Here is a 21,971-nt window from a genome sequence, read left to right as displayed (position 1 = left end):
TTTGGTTGAACTATCAATTACGACCCAGAATACGCTTGAGGGTCACATCACGATCAATGAAGTGGTGTTTCAAAGCAGCCAGGCCATGGAGCACCGCGAAGATCACGATGGCCCAGGCCAGGTAAAAGTGGATCTGTCCTGCCGTTTCAGCCTGCTGCGGCAGTCCGCTGATCAGTGCTGGTACTTCAAACAGGCCGAATACCGGAATGCCCACACCGTCGGCGGTGGAGATCAGGTAGCCGGCGGTCATTACCGCAAACAACGCGACATACAAAAACAGATGACCGAACGCCGCGCCAATGCGGGTCAACCTACTGTAGCTGGTCAGTGGTGGCGGCGGCGGGCTGACAAAGCGCCAGATCACCCGAACCAGCATGGCGGCGAACAGGACCAGACCGATGCTCTTGTGCAGGTCAGGCCCGGCCTTGCGCCAGCTGTCGTAGTAATCCAGCCCCATCATCCACAGCCCCAGGCCAAACAGGCCGAACACCGTCAGCGCCACACCCCAGTGCAGCACCCGGCTGACCAGACCGTATCGAGAAGATGAGTTACGTAGCTGCATTGCCTAATACCCTGTAAGACGTGTGATCAGACTAGCGATTTATCTATCGAAAAAAAGCGCAAAAAATTGCTCTGATGAATCGATAAACACGATCAATCCACCGGTCATTTCATCGTGCGATTCAGACCATGGGATAACCCGCCGGTTCGCAGAGGGCCTGCAAACCGGGCATAACAGAGCATCAGCGATAAGAGATTAGGACGATATTAAGCAATGACAACTGGCCATCTGCTGGCGATGAACGGTAGGCGATGGCTATCTGGCCGATGGATCGGCTCAGCGCAAGTCGGGATGGCTGATGTTATTGCCCGCAGGAGCTGCCGGGCGGCGATCCGCTTTAGCCGCAATACTGTTCAGTTAGACCGGTGGGAGCAGCCGGCCGGCGCTCCGGTTGCTGGCGAAGAGGGCGGCACATTCACAGCAGATGTAGTGTCTTTGCCGGCCTCTTCGCGACCAAGGTCGCTCCCACAAAGCCATGTGGCGCCTATTCGAACAGTATTGCGGCTAAAGCCGGTCACAGGCCATCGCGGCGCCATTGCCGCGGGCTGACGCCGAACCAGCGACGGAAAGCACGGGAGAAGGCGCTGGTTTCTGAATAACCGAGCAGCGGCGCCAGGTCGGAGATCGGCAACTGATGCTGGCTCAGGTAATGGGTGGCCAGTTCACGGCGCAGTGTGTCGACCACGCTCGAGAAACTCAGATTCTGTTCGCGCAGCCGCCTTTGCAGCGACCAACTGGTCATGCCCATCTGCTCGGCGACATCATCGAGCACCGGCTCACCAATCAGCAACTGCTGGCGAACGCGCTCGCGTACGTCGTCGGCAACCTCCAGCTCGCCGCGCAGGCTCAGGCGGCTGAGCTGGTTAAGCGAGTCCTGCATGACCAGCAGCAACACCGGATCACCCTGAGGCATGGCCCGCTGCAGGCCGCGCTTGGGGATTACCAGCGAGTTGCAAGGCTGTTCGAAGTACACCGGCGCATTGAACACCTTACAGTGCTCGTGCCAGTGCTCCGGGCGCGGGTGCTCGAAATGCACGGCGCGCGGCGCCCACTGATTGCCCATTACATGGCGAACCAGATTCAGCGCCATGCCCAGGGTCAATTCGGCGTCCTGACGGCGGCACAGAATCGCACCGTGGCGCACTTGGTAATCGAAGCGGTAGCACTCGCCCTCGTCCACCAGGCGAATCAGGCTGTTGCGCTGGTGCAGCGGAAAGGCCCGGGCAAAGTTGATCAGCGCCTGCTCGACAGTGGCCGAGCACAGCCCGATATACCCCAGCAGCCCAAGCGCCTGGGGTTTGAATTGCTGGCCGTAGTACAGGCCGAAGTTATCGCAGCCAGACTGGCGTGATGCCTCTTCGAGCACCTGGCAATAATTGGGCAGCGCCAGGCTCAGGGTTGGATGGCTCAGTGCCTCAGGGTCGATACCCGACATACCGAGGATCCGATCCGGGTCACCGCCGTGCTTTTCGATAAAGCTGCACAAGCCGCTGGCGGCCGCAGCCAGCACACCGGCGTTGCCCTGCCCGCCGCTGAGCAATGTCATTGCTGCCGGATGATCGGGCTGGCTGAGGATAGATCCCATCATCGCCTCCTTCGTGACAATTCATTTCAGAAAGCAAGAACCACGCCGCCATCTGTTCGCGGCTAAAACCGCTCTAAACCGGCGTTTTCAGCGTTTACTCGGGTTACTTGCAGAAACGAACGCCCCAAAACGGGTCATCCGGAAACAACCGCACCCGAACCGCGCAGCCGATTTGACTCTGCACGACACCGCCGACGCATACCCTGAAAACTTGACCCTGGACGACAGCCAGCCAAGCTCAAGGTCAAGTCGAGAACATGAAAGCGACTCATGATTGGCCCAGACCTGTCTGAACTGCCCGTTCGTACAACAACAAAAAGCCGCATCGGAGAATTCGCATGATCTACGCCAAACCCGGTACACCAGGCGCCGTTATCACGCTCAAGCCGCGCTATGCCAATTACATTGGTGGTGAATTCACCGCGCCATTGGGCGGCCAGTACTTCAGCAACACCAGCCCGGTAGACGGCTCGCTGATCGGTGAGTTTCCTCGCTCCGACAGCGCCGATATCAACAAGGCGCTGGATGCCGCCCACGCCGCAGCCGAAGCCTGGGGCAAGACCTCGGTACAGGACCGCTCGCTGATCCTGCTCAAGATCGCCGACCGCATCGAGGCCAACCTTGAACAACTGGCCGTGGCCGAGACCTGGGACAACGGCAAGGCGGTGCGCGAAACCCTCAATGCCGATGTGCCGCTGGCCGCTGACCACTTCCGCTACTTCGCCGGCTGCATCCGCGCCCAGGAAGGCAGCAGCGCCGAAATCAACGAGCACACCGCCGCCTACCATTTCCATGAGCCGCTGGGCGTGGTCGGCCAGATCATCCCGTGGAACTTCCCGCTGCTGATGGCCGCCTGGAAACTCGCCCCGGCGTTGGCCGCAGGCAATTGCGTGGTGCTCAAACCGGCCGAACAAACCCCGTTGTCGATCACCGTGTTCGCCGAACTGGTCGGTGACCTGCTGCCGCCCGGAGTGCTGAACATCGTTCAGGGCTATGGCCGGGAAGCCGGCGAAGCCCTGGCCACCAGCACCCGCATCGCCAAGATCGCCTTCACCGGGTCGACTCCGGTGGGCTCGCACATCATGAAGTGCGCGGCCACCAATATCATCCCGAGCACCGTGGAGCTGGGCGGCAAGTCGCCGAACATCTTCTTCGAAGACATCATGAATGCAGAACCTGCGTTCATCGAGAAAGCCGCCGAAGGCCTGGTGCTGGCGTTCTTCAATCAGGGTGAAGTCTGTACCTGCCCTTCCCGCGCCCTGGTGCAGGAGTCGATCTTCGAACCGTTCATGGAACAGGTGCTGAAGAAGATCAAAGCCATCAAGCGCGGCAACCCGCTGGACACCGACACCATGGTCGGCGCCCAGGCCTCGCAGCAACAGTACGACAAGATCCTTGGCTATCTGGACATCGCCCAACAGGAAGGTGCCGAGCTGCTCGCAGGCGGCGCGGTCGAGAAGCTGGAGGGTGACCTGGCCAGCGGTTATTACATCCAGCCGACCCTGCTCAAGGGCAGCAACAGCATGCGCGTGTTCCAGGAAGAGATTTTCGGCCCGGTGGTCGGCGTGACCACCTTCAAGGACGAAGCCGAAGCCCTGGCGATTGCCAACGACACCGAGTTCGGTCTCGGCGCCGGGGTCTGGACCCGCGATATCAATCGCGCCTACCGCATGGGCCGGGGCATCAAGGCCGGCCGCGTGTGGACCAACTGCTATCACCTGTACCCGGCGCATGCTGCATTTGGCGGCTATAAAAAGTCCGGGGTCGGGCGTGAAACCCACAAGATGATGCTCGACCACTACCAGCAGACTAAAAACCTGCTGATCAGCTACGACATCAACCCGCTGGGGTTCTTTTGATCTGCCACAAGCCCAACACGACAACGCCCCGCCGCCGGGCGGCGGGTGCGTGAAGGAGTTCTGACATGTCCAAAGAAACCCTCTCCACACCGCCCTCGCACGGCGGTGTGGAAACCGAAGCCGTCAGCGCCGATTACTTCGCCAACCGCCAGCTCAAGCAAGGTGCGGCCGGCTGGGTGCTGCTGATCGGCCTGGGCGTTGCTTATGTGATTTCCGGCGACTATGCCGGCTGGAACTTCGGCCTGGCCCAGGGTGGCTGGGGCGGGATGTTCATCGCCACGCTGTTGATGGCGATCATGTACCTGTGCATGTGCTTCTCGCTGGCCGAGCTGTCCTCGATGATCCCCACCGCCGGTGGCGGCTACGGTTTTACCCGCACGGCATTCGGCCCTTGGGGCGGGTTTCTGACCGGCACTGCAATCCTCATCGAGTACGCCATCGCCCCGGCCGCCATTGCCTGCTTTATCGGCGCTTATTGCGAGTCGCTGTTCGGCATCGGCGGCTGGGTGATCTACCTGGTGTTCTATGTGGTGTTCATCGGCATTCACATTCTCGGTGCCGGTGAAGCCCTGAAGCTGATGTTCGCCATCACCGCCGTGGCGGCGATTGCCCTGGCGGTGTACATCATCGCCATGGTCCCGCATTTTCAGGTGGCCAATCTGTTCGACATCCCGGCCACCGACGCCAAGGGCGCAAGCAGTTTCCTGCCATTGGGCTACATCGGCATCTGGGCCGCCCTGCCCTATGGCATCTGGTTCTTCCTGGCGGTAGAAGGCGTGCCGCTGGCCGCCGAAGAAACCAAAGACCCCAAACGCGATCTGCCACGCGGCCTGATCGGTGCGGTGCTGGTGCTACTGGTGTTTGCCGGGCTGATTCTGCTGGTCGGCCCGGGCGCGGCCGGGGCCCAGTCGCTGGTGGCGTCGGGCAACCCGCTGGTCGAGTCACTGGTCAAGGTCTATGGCGGTTCCACCTGGATGAGCCAGTTCGTCAACCTGGTCGGTCTGGCCGGTCTGATTGCCAGCTTCTTCTCGATCATCTACGCCTACTCACGGCAGATCTTCGCCCTGTCGCGGGCCGGCTACCTGCCGCGCAGCCTGTCGCTGACCAACCGCAACAAGGCGCCAGTGATGGCGCTGATCGTGCCCGGCATCATTGGCTTCGGCCTGTCGCTGAGCGGCCAGGGCGACCTGCTGATTCTGGTCGCGGTGTTCGGCGCCACGCTGTCATACGTCATGATGATGGCCGCGCACATCACCCTGCGCAGCCGCCGCCCGGACATGCCACGCCCGTATCGTACCCCCGGTGGCGTTCTGACCTCATCGGTGGCTCTGGTGCTGGCCGCCGTTGCGCTAGTGGCGTGCTTCCTGGTCGACCTGCGGGTCGTGATCGGTGCAGCGGTCATCTACGCTCTGTTCATTGCCTACTTCGCCCTGTACAGCCGTCACCATCTGGTGTCGGGCACCCCGGAAGAAGAGTTCGCGGCGATTCAGGCGGCTGAACAGTCTCTGCGTTAACCCTTGCAGCGGCCGCTGAAAAGCGGCCGCCACAGGAGAAATGATTCATGGCCGGATTTACCCACACCATCGCCCACATGACCTGGCGCTTCGACAGCCTGCGCGAACTGCTGGCCAAGGCCAGCCCGGCACGCTCCGGTGATTACCTGGCCGAGGTCGCCGCGCAGAACGACGCCGAACGCGCCGCCGCGCAAATGGCCCTGGCCGACGTGCCGCTCAAGCACTTTATGCAAGAAGTGGTGATCCCTTACGAGCGCGACGAAGTCACCCGGCTGATCATCGACAGCCACGACGCCCAGGCCTTTGCCCCGGTCAGCCATCTGACCGTTGGCGGGCTGCGCGACTGGCTGCTCAGCGAACAGGCTAACGAATCCAGCCTCAAAGCCCTGGCGCCGGGCCTGACTCCGGAAATGGCCGCTGCGGTGTCGAAGATCATGCGCATCCAGGACCTGGTGCTGGTAGCGCAGAAGACCCGTGTCGAAACCCGCTTTCGCAACACCCAGGGTTTGCGCGGCCGGATGTCCACCCGCCTGCAGCCCAACCACCCCACCGACGATCCGGCCGGCATTGCCGCGAGCATCGTCGACGGCCTGCTGTACGGCAACGGCGACGCCATGATTGGCATCAACCCGGCCACCGACAGCATGAGCTCGATCTGCACCTTGCTGGAGATGCTCGACGCGATCATCCAGCGCTACCAGATTCCGACCCAGTCTTGCGTGCTGACCCACGTCACCAGCTCGATCGCCGCCATCGAGCGCGGTGCGCCGCTGGACCTGGTGTTCCAGTCCATCGCCGGTACCGAGGCGGCCAACGCCAGTTTCGGGGTCAGCCTGAAGATTCTTCAGGAAGGCTACGAGGCCGGCTTGAGCCTCAAGCGCGGCACTCTGGGCAACAACCTGATGTACTTCGAAACCGGCCAGGGCAGCGCGTTGTCGGCCAACGCCCACCACGGCGTCGACCAGCAGACCTGCGAGACCCGCGCCTACGGCGTGGCGCGGCATTTCAATCCGTTTCTGGTCAACACCGTGGTCGGCTTCATCGGCCCGGAGTACCTGTACAACGGCAAGCAGATCATCCGCGCCGGGCTGGAAGACCACTTCTGCGGCAAGCTGCTGGGCGTGCCCATGGGCTGTGACATCTGCTACACCAACCATGCCGAGGCCGATCAGGACGATATGGACGTGCTGCTGACCCTGCTGGGCGCAGCGGGGATCAACTTCATCATGGGGATTCCAGGCTCTGATGACGTGATGCTCAACTACCAGACCACCTCGTTCCACGATGCGTTGTATGCACGCAAAGTGCTGGGCCTGCACGCCGCGCCGGAGTTCGAGGCGTGGCTGGCGCGCATGGGCATCTTCCAGCAACAGGGCGGACAATTGCGCATGGGCGACGAACTGCCGCCAGCGTTTCGCCAGGCCCTGGCACAACTGGCTTGAGAGGTCGCCATGTCTGATAAAGCCCCCGCCACTGCCAATCCCTGGCAGCAACTGCGCCAGTTGACCCCGGCGCGCATTGCCCTGGGCCGGGCCGGCACCAGCCTGCCCACTGCCGCGCAACTGGACTTCCAGTTCGCCCACGCCCAGGCCCGCGACGCGGTACATCTGCCTTTCGATCACGCGGCCTTGGGCGAGCAATTGCAACAGCGCCAACTCGACACCTTGCTGGTGCACAGCGCCGCCGCCGACCGCCACATCTACCTGCAACGCCCGGACCTGGGCCGCCGCCTGAACGAAGAGTCGGCTGCGGTGCTGGATGAGTACGCCGCGCAACAAGGCACAGGCTATGACCTGGCGGTCGTGATCGCCGACGGCCTGTCGTCCCTGGCGGTGCAACGCCACAGCCTGCCATTTCTTGAACGACTGCTGGAGACGGTGCGCGAAGAAGGCTGGTCGCTGGCGCCCATCACGCTGGTGCAACAGGGCCGGGTGGCGGTGGCCGACGAAGTGGGCCAACGCCTGGGCGCGAAGATGAGCGTGATTCTGATCGGTGAACGACCGGGGCTCAGCTCACCGGACAGCCTGGGGCTGTACTTCACCTGGGGGCCGAAGGTCGGCCTGAACGACGCTTACCGCAACTGCATTTCCAACGTCCGGCTCGAAGGACTGAGCTACGGCATGGCCGCCTTCCGCCTGATGTACCTGATGCGCGAGGCGTGCCGGCGGCAGTTGTCGGGGGTGGACCTGAAAGACGAAGCCCAAGTCCCGACGCTGGATAACAGCGGGCCGGGGAATTTTCTGCTGAGCGATGGCAGCCCGGAGACTTTTTAAAGCAGTACTGCCCACTTAGGTACTGTATGCCCCGGTGGGAGCCAACTGTCTTTCATCATCCCCCGATGAATGGGCATTTTATAATGCCATCGCGGATAGATTCCGCGATGGCGGGCAAAGCCCGCCCCCCATTCAAACCACGTGATCACGCCATGGTGTTCCGTCGCGCACCATGGCGTTCAGACGTATCAGCAGCACCCGCATGCAGGCCACCAGGGCCACTTTCGCGCACTTGCCTTTGGCACGCAGCCTCGCATAGCGCTCCTTGAAATCGGCGTTGTAGCGCACCATCACCAGCGCACACATGTAGGTCGCACGGCGCAGTTTCGTCCTCCCACCGTAGATCTGCCGCTTGCCGGCCTTGCTACCGCTGTCGTTGTTATACGGTGCCACACCGGCCAACGCTGCGATTTGTCCACGACTCAGATCACCCAGCTCTGGCAGGTAGCAGAACAGGCTGGCGATTGTCACTGGGCCTACGCCCTTTACGGCATGCAGCCGCTGCAGCAGTTCTGAGTCGACCTTGCGCGCTTGTGCATCGACAAGTTGATCTACCGCTTTGATCTGCACTTTGAGGCTGGCTTCCAACGCGAGGTAGATGTCCACCACGCTGGGCACTATGGTCTGTTTGATACGGCGCCGGTTGTCGTCACGTTGTTGAAGCAGATTGTTGCGCAAGTTGACCAGCTCAAGCAGGACTTCGCGCTCCTCGTCAGGCTTTGCGAAGCCCTTTGCCTCCAGGCTGGAGGCGAACATGGCCAGCATTTGCGCGTCGATTGGATCGGTCTTGGCACGCTTGCCCATGGCCAGAGCGAACTGACGTGAACGAACAGGGTTAATACGCTGGATCTTGAACCCGGCATTAGCCAGAAGCTTTACCGACAGTTTCTCGTAACCACCGGTGGCTTCAACAAGAACTCGTTCAACCTGATGGGCGCTGAGGTACTCAGCGATGCTGGCGAGACCTTCTTCAGTATTAGGCACACACAGCTCATCGGCTTTGGGAAACAGCGCAACCTGCAGCGTGGCCTTGGAAACATCAATACCGGCATAGGCGGACATGAGTAAAACCTCTAGGATAAAGAGTGAGAGGCGCTTTGGCCTGACTCACGCTTGTTGTTCGAGGTCGGACTCAGTCAACTGTTCGAGCTTTGAGCCAAAGCGGGAAGAGTGGATGGCAGCTTGGCTCCCACACGTGCTCTAGGCACCGCGATTTGTCAGCTTGCCATCCACCCCTCTCACCCCAGACTTTACCTTGATCAAAGACACAAGCGAGCTCTGCTCGCGAAGAGGCCAGTGAAAACACTACATCTGCTGTGACTTTACCGGCCTCTTCGCGACCAAGGTCGCTCCTACAAAGGCATGCGGCGGTTATCCGAACAGTATTGTTTTTAACCGTGATCCTTACTCAAGTATCTGGCGTATCCCCCACAACAGCACAAAGTGCGCCGGGTAGATGGCATAGGCCCAACGACGCATCGGCCAGACCTTGAAGCCGGGCTTGCTGCCCAGCAGGGCCAGACCCGCCAGTGGCGCCAACAAGCACACCAGCAAGGCACCGATCGATAGCGGATCACCCCAGCCGATCCCGGCCAGCATGTCTTGCCAGGCGTTGGCGATCACACACAGTACGGCCGGAAACAGCGCCAGCCATTTGGGCCGCTGCAAGACCATCAGCATCACCAGCGGCAGCATCACCCCGGCGAAGCCGAACATCAGGTGTTGCTGCAACAACGCCCCCAGCAGTACAGCAGCGAAAGCCATCGAGCGGGTCGCAACCATACGCTGGCGCCAGCCCTGGGCAACCAACAGTCCCAGCAACAGGGTCGGCATGACGTTAAGGGTCTGGGCGTCGGGCATGAACAGCCGGTACGGCAGTTCGGACAGTGCGCTGAAGGCAACCATCCAACCCAAATAACGCCAGCGCACCCGCGGACCGATTTCGGCGGCGCTGCGCCGCGCCAGATTGGCCGCAATGGCCAGGCAGAACCAGGCAAACGCCAGCCGCCCCGGTACGTAAAGCACATCCAGCGCCAGCCCCACGTAGCGCAAATGGTCGAGCAACATGCTCAACATCGCCAGCCATTTGAGCAAATCCAGCGCGCGGTCTCGTTTGGGCAGAAATGGCGGGTTGGAAAGATCCATGAGTCTCTCTAATGTATGACCATCCATGAAAACAGGTGCCCGGCCCGCTCAAAAGGCAGGCCAACACAGCACCTTCGCATAATAAGGAACCGCCATGACCGACCAGAGCCAACAGTTCGCCAGTGACAACTATTCCGGTATCTGCCCTGAAGCCTGGGCAGCCATGGAACAGGCGAACCAGGGACATCAACGCGCTTATGGCGACGATCAATGGACGGCACGCGCCGCCGATGGTTTCCGCCGTCTGTTCGAAACCGACTGCGAAGTGTTCTTCGCCTTCAACGGCACCGCAGCCAACTCCCTGGCGCTCTCGGCACTGTGCCAGAGTTACCACAGCGTCATCTGTTCGGAAACCGCCCACGTTGAAACAGACGAATGCGGCGCACCGGAGTTTTTCTCCAATGGCTCGAAATTGCTGGTCGCCCCGACTACTGCGGGCAAGCTGACCCCTGAGGCCATCCGCGAGATCGCCCTCAAGCGCCAGGATATCCACTACCCCAAGCCACGCGTGGTGACCATTACCCAGGCCACGGAAATCGGCACGGTCTATCAACCCGAAGAGCTCAAGGCGATCAGCGCCACCTGCAAAGAACTCAACCTGCACCTGCATATGGATGGCGCACGCTTCTCCAACGCCTGCGCGCATCTGGGCTGCACGCCGGCGGAGCTGACCTGGAAAGCAGGCGTGGATGTGCTGTGTTTTGGCGGCACCAAAAACGGCATGGCGGTCGGTGAGGCGATTCTGTTTTTCAACCGCGAGCTGGCAGAAGACTTTGACTACCGTTGCAAGCAGGCGGGGCAACTGGCGTCGAAAATGCGCTATCTGTCGGCGCCGTGGGTCGGGCTGCTGGAAAACGACGCCTGGTTGCGCCACGCCGCGCACGCGAACCAGTGCGCGCAGTTACTGGCGGAACTGGTCAAGGATGTACCTGGGGTCGAACTGATGTTTCCGGTGCAGGCCAACGGCGTATTCCTGCAGCTCTCTGAGCCGGCGATTGCCGCACTGACCGGCCTGGGCTGGCGCTTCTATACCTTCATCGGCAAAGGCGGCGCACGCTTCATGTGCTCGTGGGACACCGAGCAGGATCGCGTTCGCCAACTGGCGGCGGACATCCGCCGGGTGATGCAGGCTGCTTGAGCCTGCTGCCACGCTCCCGGATCAGCTCTGCGCGAGCGTCCGGGAAATCGTGTGCACAGTGGCCTCGACCTGTTCCTGATAGCGCGCAAGCTCGGCCTTGTGCTGCTTTTCGAGCTGGATGTGCCGGGAGCACAGGTTAAGGGCTGCCAATACCAGCAAGCGGTCGCCGATCAGCGTCGGATAGGAACGCTTGGTCTCGGCCAGCGAGGTATTGAGCATCGCGGCGGCCTGCAGCAGAGTCTGCTCCTCTCCCGCCGGGGCCTTGACCGAGTAGTCATTGCCCAGGATCGAGAGCACGGTCACGCCGTTGTCTTGGCTCATGCGTTCACGGCACTGGCGCTGGTAGCGCGGTCAACCAGAGCCTGGATGCGCGCAGCGGTGCTGCCCTGCTTCTCCTCATGCTCCAGCAGGCTCAGTTGCAGGCTGTCGTTTTCTTCCCTGGCCTGCGCCAGTTCGGTACGCAGTTGGGTATTGGTGTCTTGCAGTTGCTGGTTCTGCTGAACCAGATCACTGACAAGTTGTTCCAACTGACTGAGAGACGCTTCCAACATTCTGAATACTCGAACAAGTTTTACGGGGCGCACACGATAAAGAAAAGTCCCTGCGCATGCCAGCGTTGAGGCCCGCAAATCGGCCCTCTTCCACAAATCGAAGATGAAACTTTCATTTGCAGGGTAAATAGGACCGGGTTCTGTCCATCCGGTTCCTGCGGCTCGTCGGATCGGCAGCCTGACTGCCTGCAAAGCGGCTGATGGCCGTCACCAGTCAACGGCACAATCGCCAGCCTGATGACGCCAAGGTTTTGGCGATGGGAATTTGCCACCAGCGGACAAAACTCACAAGCAATATTTTGCTGGCGCCTGCAATCAGGTCCGTATGGCTGAGGATGACCATGCCCCGGAGCAAGGGCATGGCCAGACGCTCAAGAGCTAGCGCACCAGATGCAGGAACTGCATATGCCGCTCGTACTGGTCGAGCACATCGTTGATGACCTGCTCTTTGGTGTAACCCACCAGATCGTAATCCTGGCTGCCCTCGCTCAGGTGCACCTCGGCGCGGTAGTAGCGACGGTTATTGAGTTGCTTGGAGCCCATCCCGCCACGGGCGAACGATGGCGTAAAGAAACCCTTCATCTGCACCTGATAGATAAACGGCCGCTCTTCGCCATGGCCGATTTCCAGCGTCACCAGGTCATTGGCCGGGTCGGGCACCTGAGTCACGCTCAGGCCTTTTTCGACGAAAACAGCGGTAACCTCGTCAATCGCCGGTCGTACCACCTGATCGAGAAAACGGTATACCTCGTCGCGTGACGGGTAATGCACCGCCTGGCTCAAGCGTTGGCGCCAGCCGCCCCGGCGCGCGCCCGAAGCCGGGGCCAGCGAGTAGAGCTGGGCCAACTGACGCTGCGACTCCAGGTAGAAGGCCTTATGCAGCCCCCACATCATCAGCAACAGAATCAGCGAGAACGGCAACGAGGTGAGCACCACCGCCGATTTCAGCGCATCGATGCTGCCGGAAAACAGCAGGCCGCTGGTGATCAGCGCAGTAGCCGCCCCCCAGAACACCCGCAGCCACTTCGGGCCGTCTTCGTCGGCGCTGCCGCCTTTGGCCGACAGGGTAGAGAGCACCACAGTGCCGGAGTCTGCCGAGGTGACGAAGAACACGAAGCTGATGAACACCGTCACGGCGATCACCGTTTTGCTCCAGGGGTAGGTTTCCAGCAGCAGGTACAGGGTCATCGACGGGTCGTCGATGGCCGACTGGCCCAGCGCAGTCATGCCGTATTCCAGCACTTGATGGATCGCGCTGTTACCGAAGATCGACATCCACGCCAAGGTGAAACCCAACGGGATGAACAGTACGCCGAAGACGAATTCACGAATGGTGCGGCCGCGGGAAATCCGTGCGATGAACAGACCCACGAACGGCGCCCAGGCAATCCACCAGGCCCAGTAGAACACGGTCCAGCCGCCCAGCCAGCCATCGGCCTGCTGGTAGGCATAGACGTCGAAACTCTTGACCGGCAAGGCGCCCAGATAATCACCGACGTTCTGCACCAGGGTATTGAGCAAGTGCTGGGTGGGGCCTGCGAACAGCACGAACAGCAACAGCGCGCAGGCCAGCAGCATGTTGATGTCGGACATGACCCGCACGCCCTTCTCTACCCCGGACACCGCGACCAGAATGGCCGCGCCCATCATTGCGCTAATCAGCATGACCTGAACCCAATGGGTATGGGCCACGCCAAACAGATAATCCAGACCGGAGTTCAGATGCAGCACGCCAAAGCCCATGTCGGCGCCCAGACCGAAGATGGTGGCGATGATGCCGAAGCCGTCGACGGCGTAGCCGATCGGGCCGTTGATGCGCTTGCCGATCAGCGGATACAACGCCGAGCGCAAGGCCAGCGGCAGGTTGTGCCGATAAGCGAAGTACGCCAGTGCCATGCCGACAAAGGCGAACACGCCCCAGCCATGCAGGCCCCAGTGCAAAAACAGCAACTGCATGCCCTGGCGCGCCGCGTCAGCGGTACCGGCTTCGCCTTGCGGTGGCTGCAACATGTGGGTGAGCGGTTCGGAAACGCAAAAGAAAAACAGCGTGATGCTGATCCCGGCGGCGAACAGCATGCCGGCCCAGGACAGGTAGCTGAATTCGGGTTCGTCGTGGTCGGCACCGAGTTTGATCCGGCCGTAGCCGGATAAGGCGGTGACCACCACGAAGACCAGATACAGCGTCATGACCAGCATGTAGTACCAGCCGACCGTATTGGCCGCCCAGTTCTGCGCTGCAAGCAGCCATTGGCCGGCGGCGTCGGGAAAGCTGATGACGACGATGCCGAACACCAGAATGAAGCTTGCCGCGAAATAGAAAACCGGCGCATTCATGCGCACCTGGCTGCTGGCGGCGGGGTGGGAGACATTCATACTGGATGCGCCTCCAGAGCCCGTAAAACAGGGACAAGACGAGGGTAATGCAAGGGTTGGCCTCCTGATGTGAGCGGGCAGCGAACCACCGTTCTAAATTGACTGAACGTTCAATTTAAACACGATTGGCCAGTAAATGACCAATCGCTGCCGTAGGACTTCGCTCGGATCAGGGGTAGGACGTGAGAAATAAACCAATCGTTCCGTGACGACGGGGCAGAACAAAAAATCTTGTAGGAGCGGATTTATCCGCGAAGCTTTTCGCTGCTAAAGCGGATCGCCGCCCGGCAGCTCCTACGTGCCCCCATAAAACCGTTACTTTTGGGTGCCGTCGTCGTTGTGCAGCAGGTTGGCCTGGGTCAGGTTGCTGCCGGCCGGGACGCTGCGGGTCAGCCAGACGTTACCGCCGATGGTCGAGCCCTTGCCGATGGTGATGCGCCCCAGAATGGTCGCGCCTGCGTAGATCACCACGTCGTCCTCGACAATCGGGTGGCGGCATTCGCCTTTGTGCAGGTTACCGTTCTCGTCGGCCGGGAAGCGCTTGGCGCCGAGGGTCACTGCCTGATAAATACGCACTCGCTCACCGATAATCGCGGTTTCACCGATCACCACACCGGTGCCGTGGTCGATGAAGAAACTCGGGCCAATCTGCGCACCAGGGTGGATATCAATGCCGGTGGCTGAGTGGGCAATTTCAGCACTGATGCGCGCCAGCAACGGCAAGCCGGCGCGGTACAGATGGTGCGCCAGACGATGGTGGATAATCGCCAGAATACCCGGATAGCAGAGCAAGACTTCATCGACGCTGCGCGCTGCCGGGTCACCCTGATAGGCCGCCAGCACATCGGTGTCCAGCAGGCGACGAATGCCCGGCAGGGCCAGGGCCAGGTCCTGAATCAGTTGCAGTGCCTGCTGGTCGATGCCCTCGACGCTCCGCCCCTGCTGATGGGCCACATAACGCAGTTCAAGGCGGGTTTGCGCCAGCAAGGCATTCAACGCCACATCCAGGGTATGACCGACGTAGAAGTCTTCGCTCTCTTCACGCAGGTCCACCGGGCCCAGGCGCATCGGGAACAGTGCACCGGCCAAGGCTTCGAGGATTTCACCCATGGCCGCCCGCGACGGCAGTTCACGACCGCCATGTTCACCGCTGACCCGCCGGTTACGGGTGCGCCAGTCATCCCGTGCCTCACGCAACTGACCGACGATGTGCTGCAACTGCCAGTGACTGACGCGGCCCTCGGCAGTCCCTTTTGGAATCTCGCTCACGCTGAACTCTCCTGCTGATCACGGGTGACAGCCACCCTTGGGTGGCGGCCTCGCCTTCCACTCTACGGCAAATGCCAGAGTTGAAAAAATATCAATTTCTGTAGGAAATAAGCGTCCAAGGCATAAGAGCACGCCTGTTGCCGTGCAGGAATCGTCTGCATATAGTCACTGATCTTGCCATACCGCCGGGCCATGAACGCCCTCAAGAATGTCCAAAGGGATACCCATAGCCCCATGCTCAAAAAACAGCTCGACCGTTTCAAGCGCCTGGACCTGATCGGCGCCCCGACACCTCTGGAAAAGCTCGAACGCCTGTCAGCCTGGGTCGGCCGCGACCTTTATATCAAGCGCGAAGACACCACCACCCTTGCTCTGGGCGGCAACAAGGTGCGCAAGCTTGAGTACCTGGCCGCCGATGCACTGGCCAAGGGTGCTGACACGCTGATCACCGCCGGCGCCATCCAGTCCAACCATGTCCGCCAGACCGCTGCCCTCGCCGCCCGCCTGGGCCTGGGCTGCGTCGCACTGCTGGAAAACCCTATCGGCAGCGAAGACCCCAACTACCTGAAGAACGGCAATCGCCTGCTGCTGGAGCTGTTCGATGCCAAGGTCGAACTGGTAGAGAGCCTCGACAACGCCGATGAGCTGCTGCAAGCGTTGGCGGTGCGCCTGCATGCCAGCGGCAAAAAGCCCTATCTGGTGCCTATCGGTGGCTCCAGCCCGGTCGGTGCACTGGGTTATGTGCGCGCCGGGTTCGAATTGGCCGAGCAAATCGAACAGACCGGCGAGACCTTCGCTGCGGTCGTCACCGCCTCTGGCAGTGCCGGCACCCACAGCGGCCTGGCCCTGGCTTTGGCTGACAGCCATCCTGACCTGCCGGTGATTGGCGTCACAGTGTCACGCAGCGAAGAGGCGCAATTGCCCAAGGTTCAGGGGCTGGCTGAACGCACCGCCGAACTGCTTGGCGTGGCCTTGCCGGAGCGTTTCAAGGTCAACTTGTGGGATGAGTACTACGCTCCTCGTTACGGCGAACCCAATGCCGGCACGCTGGCAGCGATCAAACTGGTCGCCAGCCAGGAAGGCCTGTTGCTGGATCCGGTTTACACTGGCAAGGCTATGGCCGGCCTGCTTGACGGTATCGGTCGTCAGCGCTTCGACGATGGCCCGATCATCTTCCTGCATACCGGTGGCGCACCGGCACTGTTTGCCTATGCTGACCAGTTCGCAAGCTGAATGCCGTGTGCCAGAGCGGCACAGGCAGTGAAAAACAAAAAAGAATATAAAGCCAATAATTAATTATTTTTAACTATAAGGCACACCTCTTATAGTCGCGCTCCAACAGACATGCTCCACTGCCAAGCTGCCGTAAAACCCTGGTGTTTTCCGGCACTTCGGCAGCCAGGGCAGCGTCTGATTCCTGTCTTGTATCGCATTCAAACAAGGGGCTTGCATGAACATTTCCGCTATCCGCCGTACCCTCCTCCTCTCGGCCCTGAGCCTGGCGCTTGGCACAGGTCTGGCCAGCCAGGCCATGGCCGGCGAACAACTGCAGAAAATCAAGGACAGCGGCACCCTGAACGTGGGCCTGGAAGGCACTTATCCACCGTTCAGTTTTGTGGATAACAACGGCAAGCTCAGCGGCTTCGAGGTCGAGCTCTCCGAGGCGCTGGCCAAAGAGCTGGGCGTCAAGGCCAAGATCCAGCCAACCAAGTGGGATGGCATCCTCGCCGCACTGGAATCCAAGCGTCTGGACGTAGTCGTCAATCAGGTGACCATCTCGGAAGAGCGCAAGAAAAAATACGATTTCTCCAAGCCCTACACCGTATCCGGTATCCAGGCGCTGACCCAGAAGAAGGACGAAGGCAGCATCAAGACCGCCCAGGATCTGGTCGGCAAGAAAATCGGCGTCGGCCTGGGTACCAACTACGAGCAATGGCTCAAGAGCAATGTACCGGGCGCCGTGGTCAAGACCTACGACGATGACCCGACCAAATACCAGGACCTGCGTGTCGGCCGCATCGACGCCATTCTGGTCGACCGCCTGGCAGCCCTGGAGCTGATCGCCAAGACCAAAGACACCCTGGCAGTCGCCGGTGAGCCTTTCTCGCGTCAGGAAGCCGGTGTCGCGCTGCGCAAAGGCGAGCCCGAGTTGCATGAAGCCATCGACAAGGCGCTGGATAAACTGCGCGCCGACGGCACCCTGGCCAAGCTGTCCGAGAAATACTTCGGGGCTGACGTGACTAAATGATTGAAGAGAGCCTGAACCTCGCGCTCGAATCCGCGCCTTTTCTGCTCAAGGGCGCGTATTACACGATCGTGCTCAGCCTGGGTGGTATGTTCTTCGGGCTGATACTGGGCTTTGCACTGGCCTTGATGCGTCTGTCGCGCATCAAGCCGGTGAGCTGGATCGCCCGCATCTACGTGTCGTTCTTTCGCGGCACGCCGCTGCTGGTGCAGCTGTTCATGATCTATTACGGCCTGCCGCAACTGGGTGTGGAACTGGACCCGTTGCCGGCCGCGCTGATCGGTTTCTCGCTGAACATGGCGGCCTACGCCTGTGAGATCCTGCGTGCGGCGATCGGCGCCGTGGACCGCGGGCAATGGGAAGCGGCAGCCAGTATCGGCATGACCCGCTGGCAGACCATGCGCCGGGCGATCCTGCCCCAGGCTGCGCGTACCGCTCTGCCGCCCCTGGGCAACAGTTTCATCTCACTGGTCAAGGACACCGCGCTGGCCGCCACCATCCAGGTGCCGGAGCTGTTCCGCCAGGCGCAACTGATTACCGCCCGCACCTTTGAGATCTTCACCATGTACCTGGCCGCCGCGCTGATCTACTGGGTGCTGGCCACTGTGCTTTCACACCTGCAGAACCGCCTGGAAGCCCGGGTCAACCGCCATGATCTGGAGTCTTGAGCCATGATTGAAATAAAAGGGCTCACCAAGCAGTTCAAGGGCAATGAGGTACTCAAAGGCATTGATCTGCGTATCGAGGCCGGTGAGGTGGTGGCGATCATCGGCCCCAGCGGCTCGGGCAAAACCACCTTGCTGCGCTGCCTGAATCTGCTCGAAGAACCTTCGGGCGGCTCCTTGCAGATCGGCGATATCCGTATCGATGGCAACCGGCCGTTGAGCCAGCAGCAAGGCCTGATCCGCCAGTTGCGGCAACAGGTCGGTTTCGTGTTCCAGAACTTCAACCTGTTCCCGCACCGCACGGCGCTGGAGAACATCATTGAAGGGCCGGTGGTGGTCAAGAAAGTGGCGAAAGAAAAAGCCATTGCACTGGCCCGTCAGTTGCTGGCCAAGGTTGGCCTGAGCGGCAAGGAAGACGCCTACCCCAAGCGGCTGTCCGGCGGTCAGCAGCAACGGGTAGCGATTGCCCGGGCGTTGGCCATGGAGCCGCAGGTGATCCTGTTCGATGAACCGACCTCGGCGCTGGATCCGGAGCTGGTCGGCGAGGTGCTCAGCACCATTCGCGCCCTGGCCGAAGAAAACCGCACCATGGTCATCGTTACCCACGAGATGAGCTTTGCCCGGGATGTTGCCAACCGGGTGATCTTCATCGACAAGGGCGTGATCGTCGAACAGGGCGAAGCCAAGGCACTGTTTGCCAACCCGCAGCAGGAGCGGACACGGCAGTTTCTTGAACGCAGCCGTTTTTGATCCTGCCCCCACCTGCGTTTTAGCCGCAACACTTTTCAGTTAAGTGCTTCATGTCCCCGGTGGGAGCTACCTTGGTAGCTCCCACAAGAAATGAAGTGCTTGATCGAGCAGCAATGGTTTTAGCCGCGAAGATTTCGCCGCTAAAGCGGTTCCTACAGACTAAAGTGCCAGCTTCTTAGTATTACCTGAACAGGTCAGACCCCAATGAACCTGCCAGTAATAATCCTGCGCGCCTTTTGTAGGATCTTTCTGATTCTTTAAAAAACAGCATTTAGCAAGTTTGCCACTGTTGACAGCAAGCCATAAAGCCAATTAGCTGAAATCACTAACTTTCACCCAGCTGCCAATGATCAACGGCCGGGATTCATCCTTTATTCAAGACAACTTAACCAATGAACATCGATTAGCCAGCGCGGGTGAATAACGCACTTCGTCTTTGCCGTTCACTACCCACTGTCTGGCTTTATGACTTGAACACACGAGTATCTGGATATGAGCCATACCTACTGCACGAAGGCTGCGCCTAAACTCCCCGCTCCGGACATTCCCCATACCTGCCGCCATGGCATTGGCATTCGCCAGGCCTCGAGCCTGATGATCGAGGTGCCGGTTTATCCAGACATGGACACCGGTGATCTGATCGAGCTGTACTGGAATGACTGCTACGTCGCGTCAAAGATTCTCACCCGCCAGGATCTCGATCAGCCTGTGGCGCTGCGTGTACCGGAAAGCTTCCTGCACAACGGCAAGGCCAGGGCCAGTTATCGGGTCATGAAAGTCGGCGGTTCACCCATGTCATCGATATGCCGCAAAGTGTGGGTCAAGCTCGACGCACCGGGCGGTACACTGATGGACATTGACCAGGAAGAAAACCAGGGGCTGGCACCACTGGCACTGCCGGCCTCGGTGGAGCGCCGCGGCCTCAACAGCCGCCACCTGCACGACGGCCTGCCGTTGATCATCGAGCCTTATCCGAACATGGCACCGCACGACGAGATCACCTTGAGCTGGGGTGACCTGCGCATGGACCTGCCGCCGTTGCAGCCTGACGAAGTCGGCGACGCCGTAGAGTTCGTGGTGCCGTCGGCGCTGATTTCCGAGGCCGGTGGCGGGCAGACACTTCCAGCAACTTATTGCATCATCGACCGGGTAGGCAACAATTCGTCGTGGGCACCCGTACGGGAAATCTGGGTGCCCTATGCTGGCCGGACGCCTGAATGACGGCTCGCTTAACTTGAATACCCGCACTGGATACCATCGATGAAGCTCGACTCCGGCACCCTGCAACAGATCACCCGCAACACGCTGGCTCACTATGACCAATCAGCCGAGAGCTTTCGCGAGGGCACCCGTGATCATGACGTCAGCCAGAACATCGAGGCCCTGCTGCGCCACCTCGATGCATCAGCGCCCTTGCAGATTCTCGACTTCGGTTGCGGCCCGGGCAGGGACCTGAAGGTGTTTAGCGCCCTGGGTCATCACCCGACCGGGCTCGATGGCAGCCAGCGCTTTGCTGAAATGGCCCGCACCGATACAGGCTGCGAGGTATGGCATCAGGACTTCCTGGCGCTGGACCTGCCCGCCAACCGGTTCGACGGCATCTTCGCCAACGCCTCGCTCTTCCACGTGCCACGTCAGGAACTGCCCCGCGTACTGCGCCAACTGCACGCCACACTCAAGCCCGGTGGCGTGCTGTTCAGTTCCAACCCCCGTGGCCAGAACCAGGAAGGCTGGAACGGTCCGCGCTACGGGTCTTATCACGATTTGTCGGCCTGGCAGGCACTGCTCACTGACGCAGGTTTTGTCGAACTCGAACACTACTACCGCCCAGCCGGGCTACCAAGGGAACAACAGCCTTGGCTGGCCAGTGTGTGGCGGCGTGGTTGATTCATGTAACGTGGGTAATTGATCGTCAAACCTTTTGACAAAAGCGCTCAGGTTCTATTACGTCCATTCATGCCTGAAGACAAGGCACACCGCGAGAGGAAGGACCCTCTCTTTACATATGCACACTTCGATCAAGGGACCGATCATGAACGATCTTATTCAGAATGGCTATTTCATCGACCAGAACTTCGAACACTGGTTTAGCACCCATTACCCGGAAACACCTGAACTGCCAAATTACAAAGGCCGCCTGTATAGCGTACTGCTGAAAACCGGCGACCACTTGCAACAGAATATCCCGGTAAGACGAGACGCGCCCTTCACCGTAACGTGGGAGTTCACTGCAAAACTCATTGCCGACTCAGGTAACGACGGCGCAGCGATCACCACCGGCTTCTATGCAACGTCTGATCAAGAAAGCCGTATCACCATGGTTCGCAATACTGAGTGGCAAACGTACAGCCATGAAGATGTCCAGCCGATCGTTTCGAACGATGGTTACCTGGGCATCACCTTCTCCGATCTGATTCCGATGCCTGACCAAGGCAAAAGGACGGCGGTACATCTCACCGGCTTCAAACTCTGGGTGACTTACCTGAACGCTTGAGTCAAGCCCGCTACGACTGCCACATAACCGAATCATTCAAGGATAAAAACAATGACCGTATCCACCATCCAGGCGGTGACGCCGTGTGCCAGCGATAAAGTAAACCTGATCAAGAACAGCCACTTCGCCGACGATGACGGGCTGGCCTCAACCGAGTATTGGCAAACCAATGCTCAATCGCTGCCGGTTTACTGGCAGGGCGGTAAGTACTCTCTGCCACTGTACAACCGCGAAGCACTCAGCCAGACAGTTGTCATCGGCACCGCCCAACCCTTCACCATCCACTATGCACTCTGGGCCTCGGCCAGCCACCCGACCCCCAGCACCTACCTCAGGGTGAAAGTGGAAAACGCCCGCACCCAGGAAGAAGTCGACATCGTCATCAACAACGAAGTCCTGTTCCCGCTGCAGCATGATTCCACCCTGCGTTTTTCACCTGCGGACGGCGACCTGACCATCACCTTTTCCAACGAAGTCCTCAATCCCGGCAGGGCCCTGAACCTTACGGCGATTGAACTGTGGATCGAGCCTGTGTAACGGCCATGGCG

General features: G+C 60.2%; 21 protein-coding genes. 13 read left to right on the top strand and 8 right to left on the bottom strand.

Features of this window, described 5'->3' with window-relative positions; all coding sequences use genetic code 11:
* Positions 1 to 13: 13 nt before the first annotated feature.
* Both NJC40_RS07700 and qhpR read right to left on the bottom strand, forming a co-directional pair.
* Positions 14 to 562 (bottom strand): cytochrome b, encoded by a 549-nt coding sequence (locus NJC40_RS07700; protein WP_253142925.1) that lies wholly within the window; start codon positions 560 to 562, stop codon positions 14 to 16.
* Between the two features lie 514 nt (positions 563 to 1,076).
* A complete protein-coding gene (gene qhpR, locus NJC40_RS07695; RefSeq protein ID WP_253142926.1) occupies positions 1,077 to 2,147 on the bottom strand; it encodes an AraC-like transcriptional regulator QhpR in 1,071 nt (356 codons plus the stop codon).
* Between the two features lie 338 nt (positions 2,148 to 2,485).
* Here qhpR and exaC point away from each other — a divergent pair, with 338 nt between their 5' ends.
* The 4 genes from exaC to eutC all read left to right on the top strand — a co-directional run bounded on the left by exaC (position 2,486) and on the right by eutC (position 7,793).
* The gene (exaC, locus tag NJC40_RS07690) at positions 2,486 to 4,006 is read left to right on the top strand and encodes an acetaldehyde dehydrogenase ExaC (protein ID WP_253142927.1); all 1,521 of its coding nucleotides are present in this window, start codon (positions 2,486 to 2,488) and stop codon (positions 4,004 to 4,006) included.
* A gap of 65 nt (positions 4,007 to 4,071) precedes the next feature.
* Complete coding sequence (eat, locus tag NJC40_RS07685) at positions 4,072 to 5,520, top strand: ethanolamine permease (protein WP_253142928.1); 1,449 nt, start codon at positions 4,072 to 4,074, stop codon at positions 5,518 to 5,520.
* Between the two features lie 47 nt (positions 5,521 to 5,567).
* Positions 5,568 to 6,962: an ethanolamine ammonia-lyase subunit EutB gene (locus NJC40_RS07680; RefSeq protein WP_253142929.1), complete on the top strand. Its 1,395-nt coding sequence runs from the start codon at positions 5,568 to 5,570 to the stop codon at positions 6,960 to 6,962.
* Positions 6,963 to 6,971: 9 nt separating this feature from the next.
* Entirely contained in the window at positions 6,972 to 7,793 is an 822-nt protein-coding gene (eutC, locus tag NJC40_RS07675; RefSeq protein ID WP_253142930.1) for an ethanolamine ammonia-lyase subunit EutC, read from the top strand.
* A gap of 132 nt (positions 7,794 to 7,925) precedes the next feature.
* Here the strand turns inward: eutC and NJC40_RS07670 are convergent, their stop codons facing one another.
* Positions 7,926 to 8,855, bottom strand: a complete 930-nt coding sequence (locus NJC40_RS07670) for an IS110 family transposase (RefSeq protein WP_253143071.1) — start codon at positions 8,853 to 8,855, stop codon at positions 7,926 to 7,928.
* Between the two features lie 342 nt (positions 8,856 to 9,197).
* The gene (locus NJC40_RS07665) at positions 9,198 to 9,938 is read right to left on the bottom strand and encodes a TraX family protein (protein WP_253140778.1); all 741 of its coding nucleotides are present in this window, start codon (positions 9,936 to 9,938) and stop codon (positions 9,198 to 9,200) included.
* 94 nt (positions 9,939 to 10,032) lie between these two features.
* Here NJC40_RS07665 and NJC40_RS07660 point away from each other — a divergent pair, with 94 nt between their 5' ends.
* The gene (locus NJC40_RS07660; protein WP_045486173.1) at positions 10,033 to 11,076 is read left to right on the top strand and encodes a threonine aldolase family protein; all 1,044 of its coding nucleotides are present in this window, start codon (positions 10,033 to 10,035) and stop codon (positions 11,074 to 11,076) included.
* A 21-nt stretch (positions 11,077 to 11,097) separates the two neighbouring features.
* On the opposite strand, the gene NJC40_RS07655 is transcribed toward NJC40_RS07660, so the two are convergent.
* The 4 genes from NJC40_RS07655 to epsC form a co-directional block, all read right to left on the bottom strand.
* Positions 11,098 to 11,397: a cell division protein ZapA gene (locus tag NJC40_RS07655; RefSeq protein ID WP_045486171.1), complete on the bottom strand. Its 300-nt coding sequence runs from the start codon at positions 11,395 to 11,397 to the stop codon at positions 11,098 to 11,100.
* Positions 11,394 to 11,627, bottom strand: a complete 234-nt coding sequence (locus NJC40_RS07650; protein WP_045486169.1) for a hypothetical protein — start codon at positions 11,625 to 11,627, stop codon at positions 11,394 to 11,396. The genes NJC40_RS07655 and NJC40_RS07650 overlap by 4 nt, the downstream gene beginning before the upstream one ends.
* A gap of 378 nt (positions 11,628 to 12,005) precedes the next feature.
* The gene (betT, locus tag NJC40_RS07645; protein ID WP_253140784.1) at positions 12,006 to 13,961 is read right to left on the bottom strand and encodes a choline transporter BetT; all 1,956 of its coding nucleotides are present in this window, start codon (positions 13,959 to 13,961) and stop codon (positions 12,006 to 12,008) included.
* Between the two features lie 354 nt (positions 13,962 to 14,315).
* Positions 14,316 to 15,269 (bottom strand): serine O-acetyltransferase EpsC, encoded by a 954-nt coding sequence (gene epsC, locus NJC40_RS07640; RefSeq protein WP_253140777.1) that lies wholly within the window; start codon positions 15,267 to 15,269, stop codon positions 14,316 to 14,318.
* A gap of 234 nt (positions 15,270 to 15,503) precedes the next feature.
* On the opposite strand from epsC, the gene NJC40_RS07635 reads away from it, so the two are divergent.
* The 8 genes from NJC40_RS07635 (at position 15,504) to NJC40_RS07600 (ending at position 21,960) form a co-directional block, all read left to right on the top strand.
* Positions 15,504 to 16,502, top strand: coding sequence for a D-cysteine desulfhydrase (locus NJC40_RS07635; RefSeq protein WP_253140776.1), 999 nt, complete (start codon positions 15,504 to 15,506; stop codon positions 16,500 to 16,502).
* Positions 16,503 to 16,719: 217 nt separating this feature from the next.
* Complete coding sequence (gene tcyJ, locus NJC40_RS07630) at positions 16,720 to 17,517, top strand: cystine ABC transporter substrate-binding protein (RefSeq protein ID WP_045486157.1); 798 nt, start codon at positions 16,720 to 16,722, stop codon at positions 17,515 to 17,517.
* Positions 17,514 to 18,182, top strand: a complete 669-nt coding sequence (gene tcyL, locus NJC40_RS07625) for a cystine ABC transporter permease (RefSeq protein ID WP_045486154.1) — start codon at positions 17,514 to 17,516, stop codon at positions 18,180 to 18,182. Before tcyJ ends, tcyL begins: the two co-directional genes overlap by 4 nt.
* Before the next feature lie 3 nt (positions 18,183 to 18,185).
* The gene (gene tcyN, locus NJC40_RS07620) at positions 18,186 to 18,929 is read left to right on the top strand and encodes an L-cystine ABC transporter ATP-binding protein TcyN (protein ID WP_045486151.1); all 744 of its coding nucleotides are present in this window, start codon (positions 18,186 to 18,188) and stop codon (positions 18,927 to 18,929) included.
* A gap of 492 nt (positions 18,930 to 19,421) precedes the next feature.
* The gene (locus NJC40_RS07615) at positions 19,422 to 20,150 is read left to right on the top strand and encodes a hypothetical protein (protein ID WP_253140775.1); all 729 of its coding nucleotides are present in this window, start codon (positions 19,422 to 19,424) and stop codon (positions 20,148 to 20,150) included.
* Positions 20,151 to 20,189: 39 nt separating this feature from the next.
* Positions 20,190 to 20,816, top strand: a complete 627-nt coding sequence (locus NJC40_RS07610) for a class I SAM-dependent methyltransferase (RefSeq protein WP_253140774.1) — start codon at positions 20,190 to 20,192, stop codon at positions 20,814 to 20,816.
* A 145-nt stretch (positions 20,817 to 20,961) separates the two neighbouring features.
* A complete protein-coding gene (locus NJC40_RS07605; RefSeq protein WP_253140773.1) occupies positions 20,962 to 21,423 on the top strand; it encodes a hypothetical protein in 462 nt (153 codons plus the stop codon).
* A 51-nt stretch (positions 21,424 to 21,474) separates the two neighbouring features.
* Entirely contained in the window at positions 21,475 to 21,960 is a 486-nt protein-coding gene (locus NJC40_RS07600) for a hypothetical protein (protein ID WP_253140772.1), read from the top strand.
* Positions 21,961 to 21,971 lie beyond the last annotated feature (11 nt).

This window comes from Pseudomonas sp. 21LCFQ02, from assembly GCF_024129895.2.
In the GTDB taxonomy this organism is placed as follows: Bacteria; Pseudomonadota; Gammaproteobacteria; order Pseudomonadales; family Pseudomonadaceae; genus Aquipseudomonas.
The sequence above is the reverse complement of the archived record's forward strand: the minus strand, read 5'-3'. Positions and strand labels throughout refer to the sequence as shown.

Excerpts from the sequence above, each read along its gene's own strand:
- NJC40_RS07700 (WP_253142925.1), bottom strand. The coding sequence starts at position 562 with ATGCAGCTACGTAACTCATCTTCTCGATACGGTCTGGTCAGCCGGGTG.
- qhpR (WP_253142926.1), bottom strand. The coding sequence starts at position 2,147 with ATGGGATCTATCCTCAGCCAGCCCGATCATCCGGCAGCAATGACATTG.
- exaC (WP_253142927.1), top strand. The coding sequence starts at position 2,486 with ATGATCTACGCCAAACCCGGTACACCAGGCGCCGTTATCACGCTCAAG.
- eat (WP_253142928.1), top strand. The coding sequence starts at position 4,072 with ATGTCCAAAGAAACCCTCTCCACACCGCCCTCGCACGGCGGTGTGGAA.
- NJC40_RS07680 (WP_253142929.1), top strand. The coding sequence starts at position 5,568 with ATGGCCGGATTTACCCACACCATCGCCCACATGACCTGGCGCTTCGAC.
- eutC (WP_253142930.1), top strand. The coding sequence starts at position 6,972 with ATGTCTGATAAAGCCCCCGCCACTGCCAATCCCTGGCAGCAACTGCGC.
- NJC40_RS07670 (WP_253143071.1), bottom strand. The coding sequence starts at position 8,855 with ATGTCCGCCTATGCCGGTATTGATGTTTCCAAGGCCACGCTGCAGGTT.
- NJC40_RS07665 (WP_253140778.1), bottom strand. The coding sequence starts at position 9,938 with ATGGATCTTTCCAACCCGCCATTTCTGCCCAAACGAGACCGCGCGCTG.
- NJC40_RS07660 (WP_045486173.1), top strand. The coding sequence starts at position 10,033 with ATGACCGACCAGAGCCAACAGTTCGCCAGTGACAACTATTCCGGTATC.
- NJC40_RS07655 (WP_045486171.1), bottom strand. The coding sequence starts at position 11,397 with ATGAGCCAAGACAACGGCGTGACCGTGCTCTCGATCCTGGGCAATGAC.
- NJC40_RS07650 (WP_045486169.1), bottom strand. The coding sequence starts at position 11,627 with ATGTTGGAAGCGTCTCTCAGTCAGTTGGAACAACTTGTCAGTGATCTG.
- betT (WP_253140784.1), bottom strand. The coding sequence starts at position 13,961 with ATGAATGCGCCGGTTTTCTATTTCGCGGCAAGCTTCATTCTGGTGTTC.
- NJC40_RS07635 (WP_253140776.1), top strand. The coding sequence starts at position 15,504 with ATGCTCAAAAAACAGCTCGACCGTTTCAAGCGCCTGGACCTGATCGGC.
- tcyJ (WP_045486157.1), top strand. The coding sequence starts at position 16,720 with ATGAACATTTCCGCTATCCGCCGTACCCTCCTCCTCTCGGCCCTGAGC.
- tcyL (WP_045486154.1), top strand. The coding sequence starts at position 17,514 with ATGATTGAAGAGAGCCTGAACCTCGCGCTCGAATCCGCGCCTTTTCTG.
- tcyN (WP_045486151.1), top strand. The coding sequence starts at position 18,186 with ATGATTGAAATAAAAGGGCTCACCAAGCAGTTCAAGGGCAATGAGGTA.
- NJC40_RS07615 (WP_253140775.1), top strand. The coding sequence starts at position 19,422 with ATGAGCCATACCTACTGCACGAAGGCTGCGCCTAAACTCCCCGCTCCG.
- NJC40_RS07610 (WP_253140774.1), top strand. The coding sequence starts at position 20,190 with ATGAAGCTCGACTCCGGCACCCTGCAACAGATCACCCGCAACACGCTG.
- NJC40_RS07605 (WP_253140773.1), top strand. The coding sequence starts at position 20,962 with ATGAACGATCTTATTCAGAATGGCTATTTCATCGACCAGAACTTCGAA.
- NJC40_RS07600 (WP_253140772.1), top strand. The coding sequence starts at position 21,475 with ATGACCGTATCCACCATCCAGGCGGTGACGCCGTGTGCCAGCGATAAA.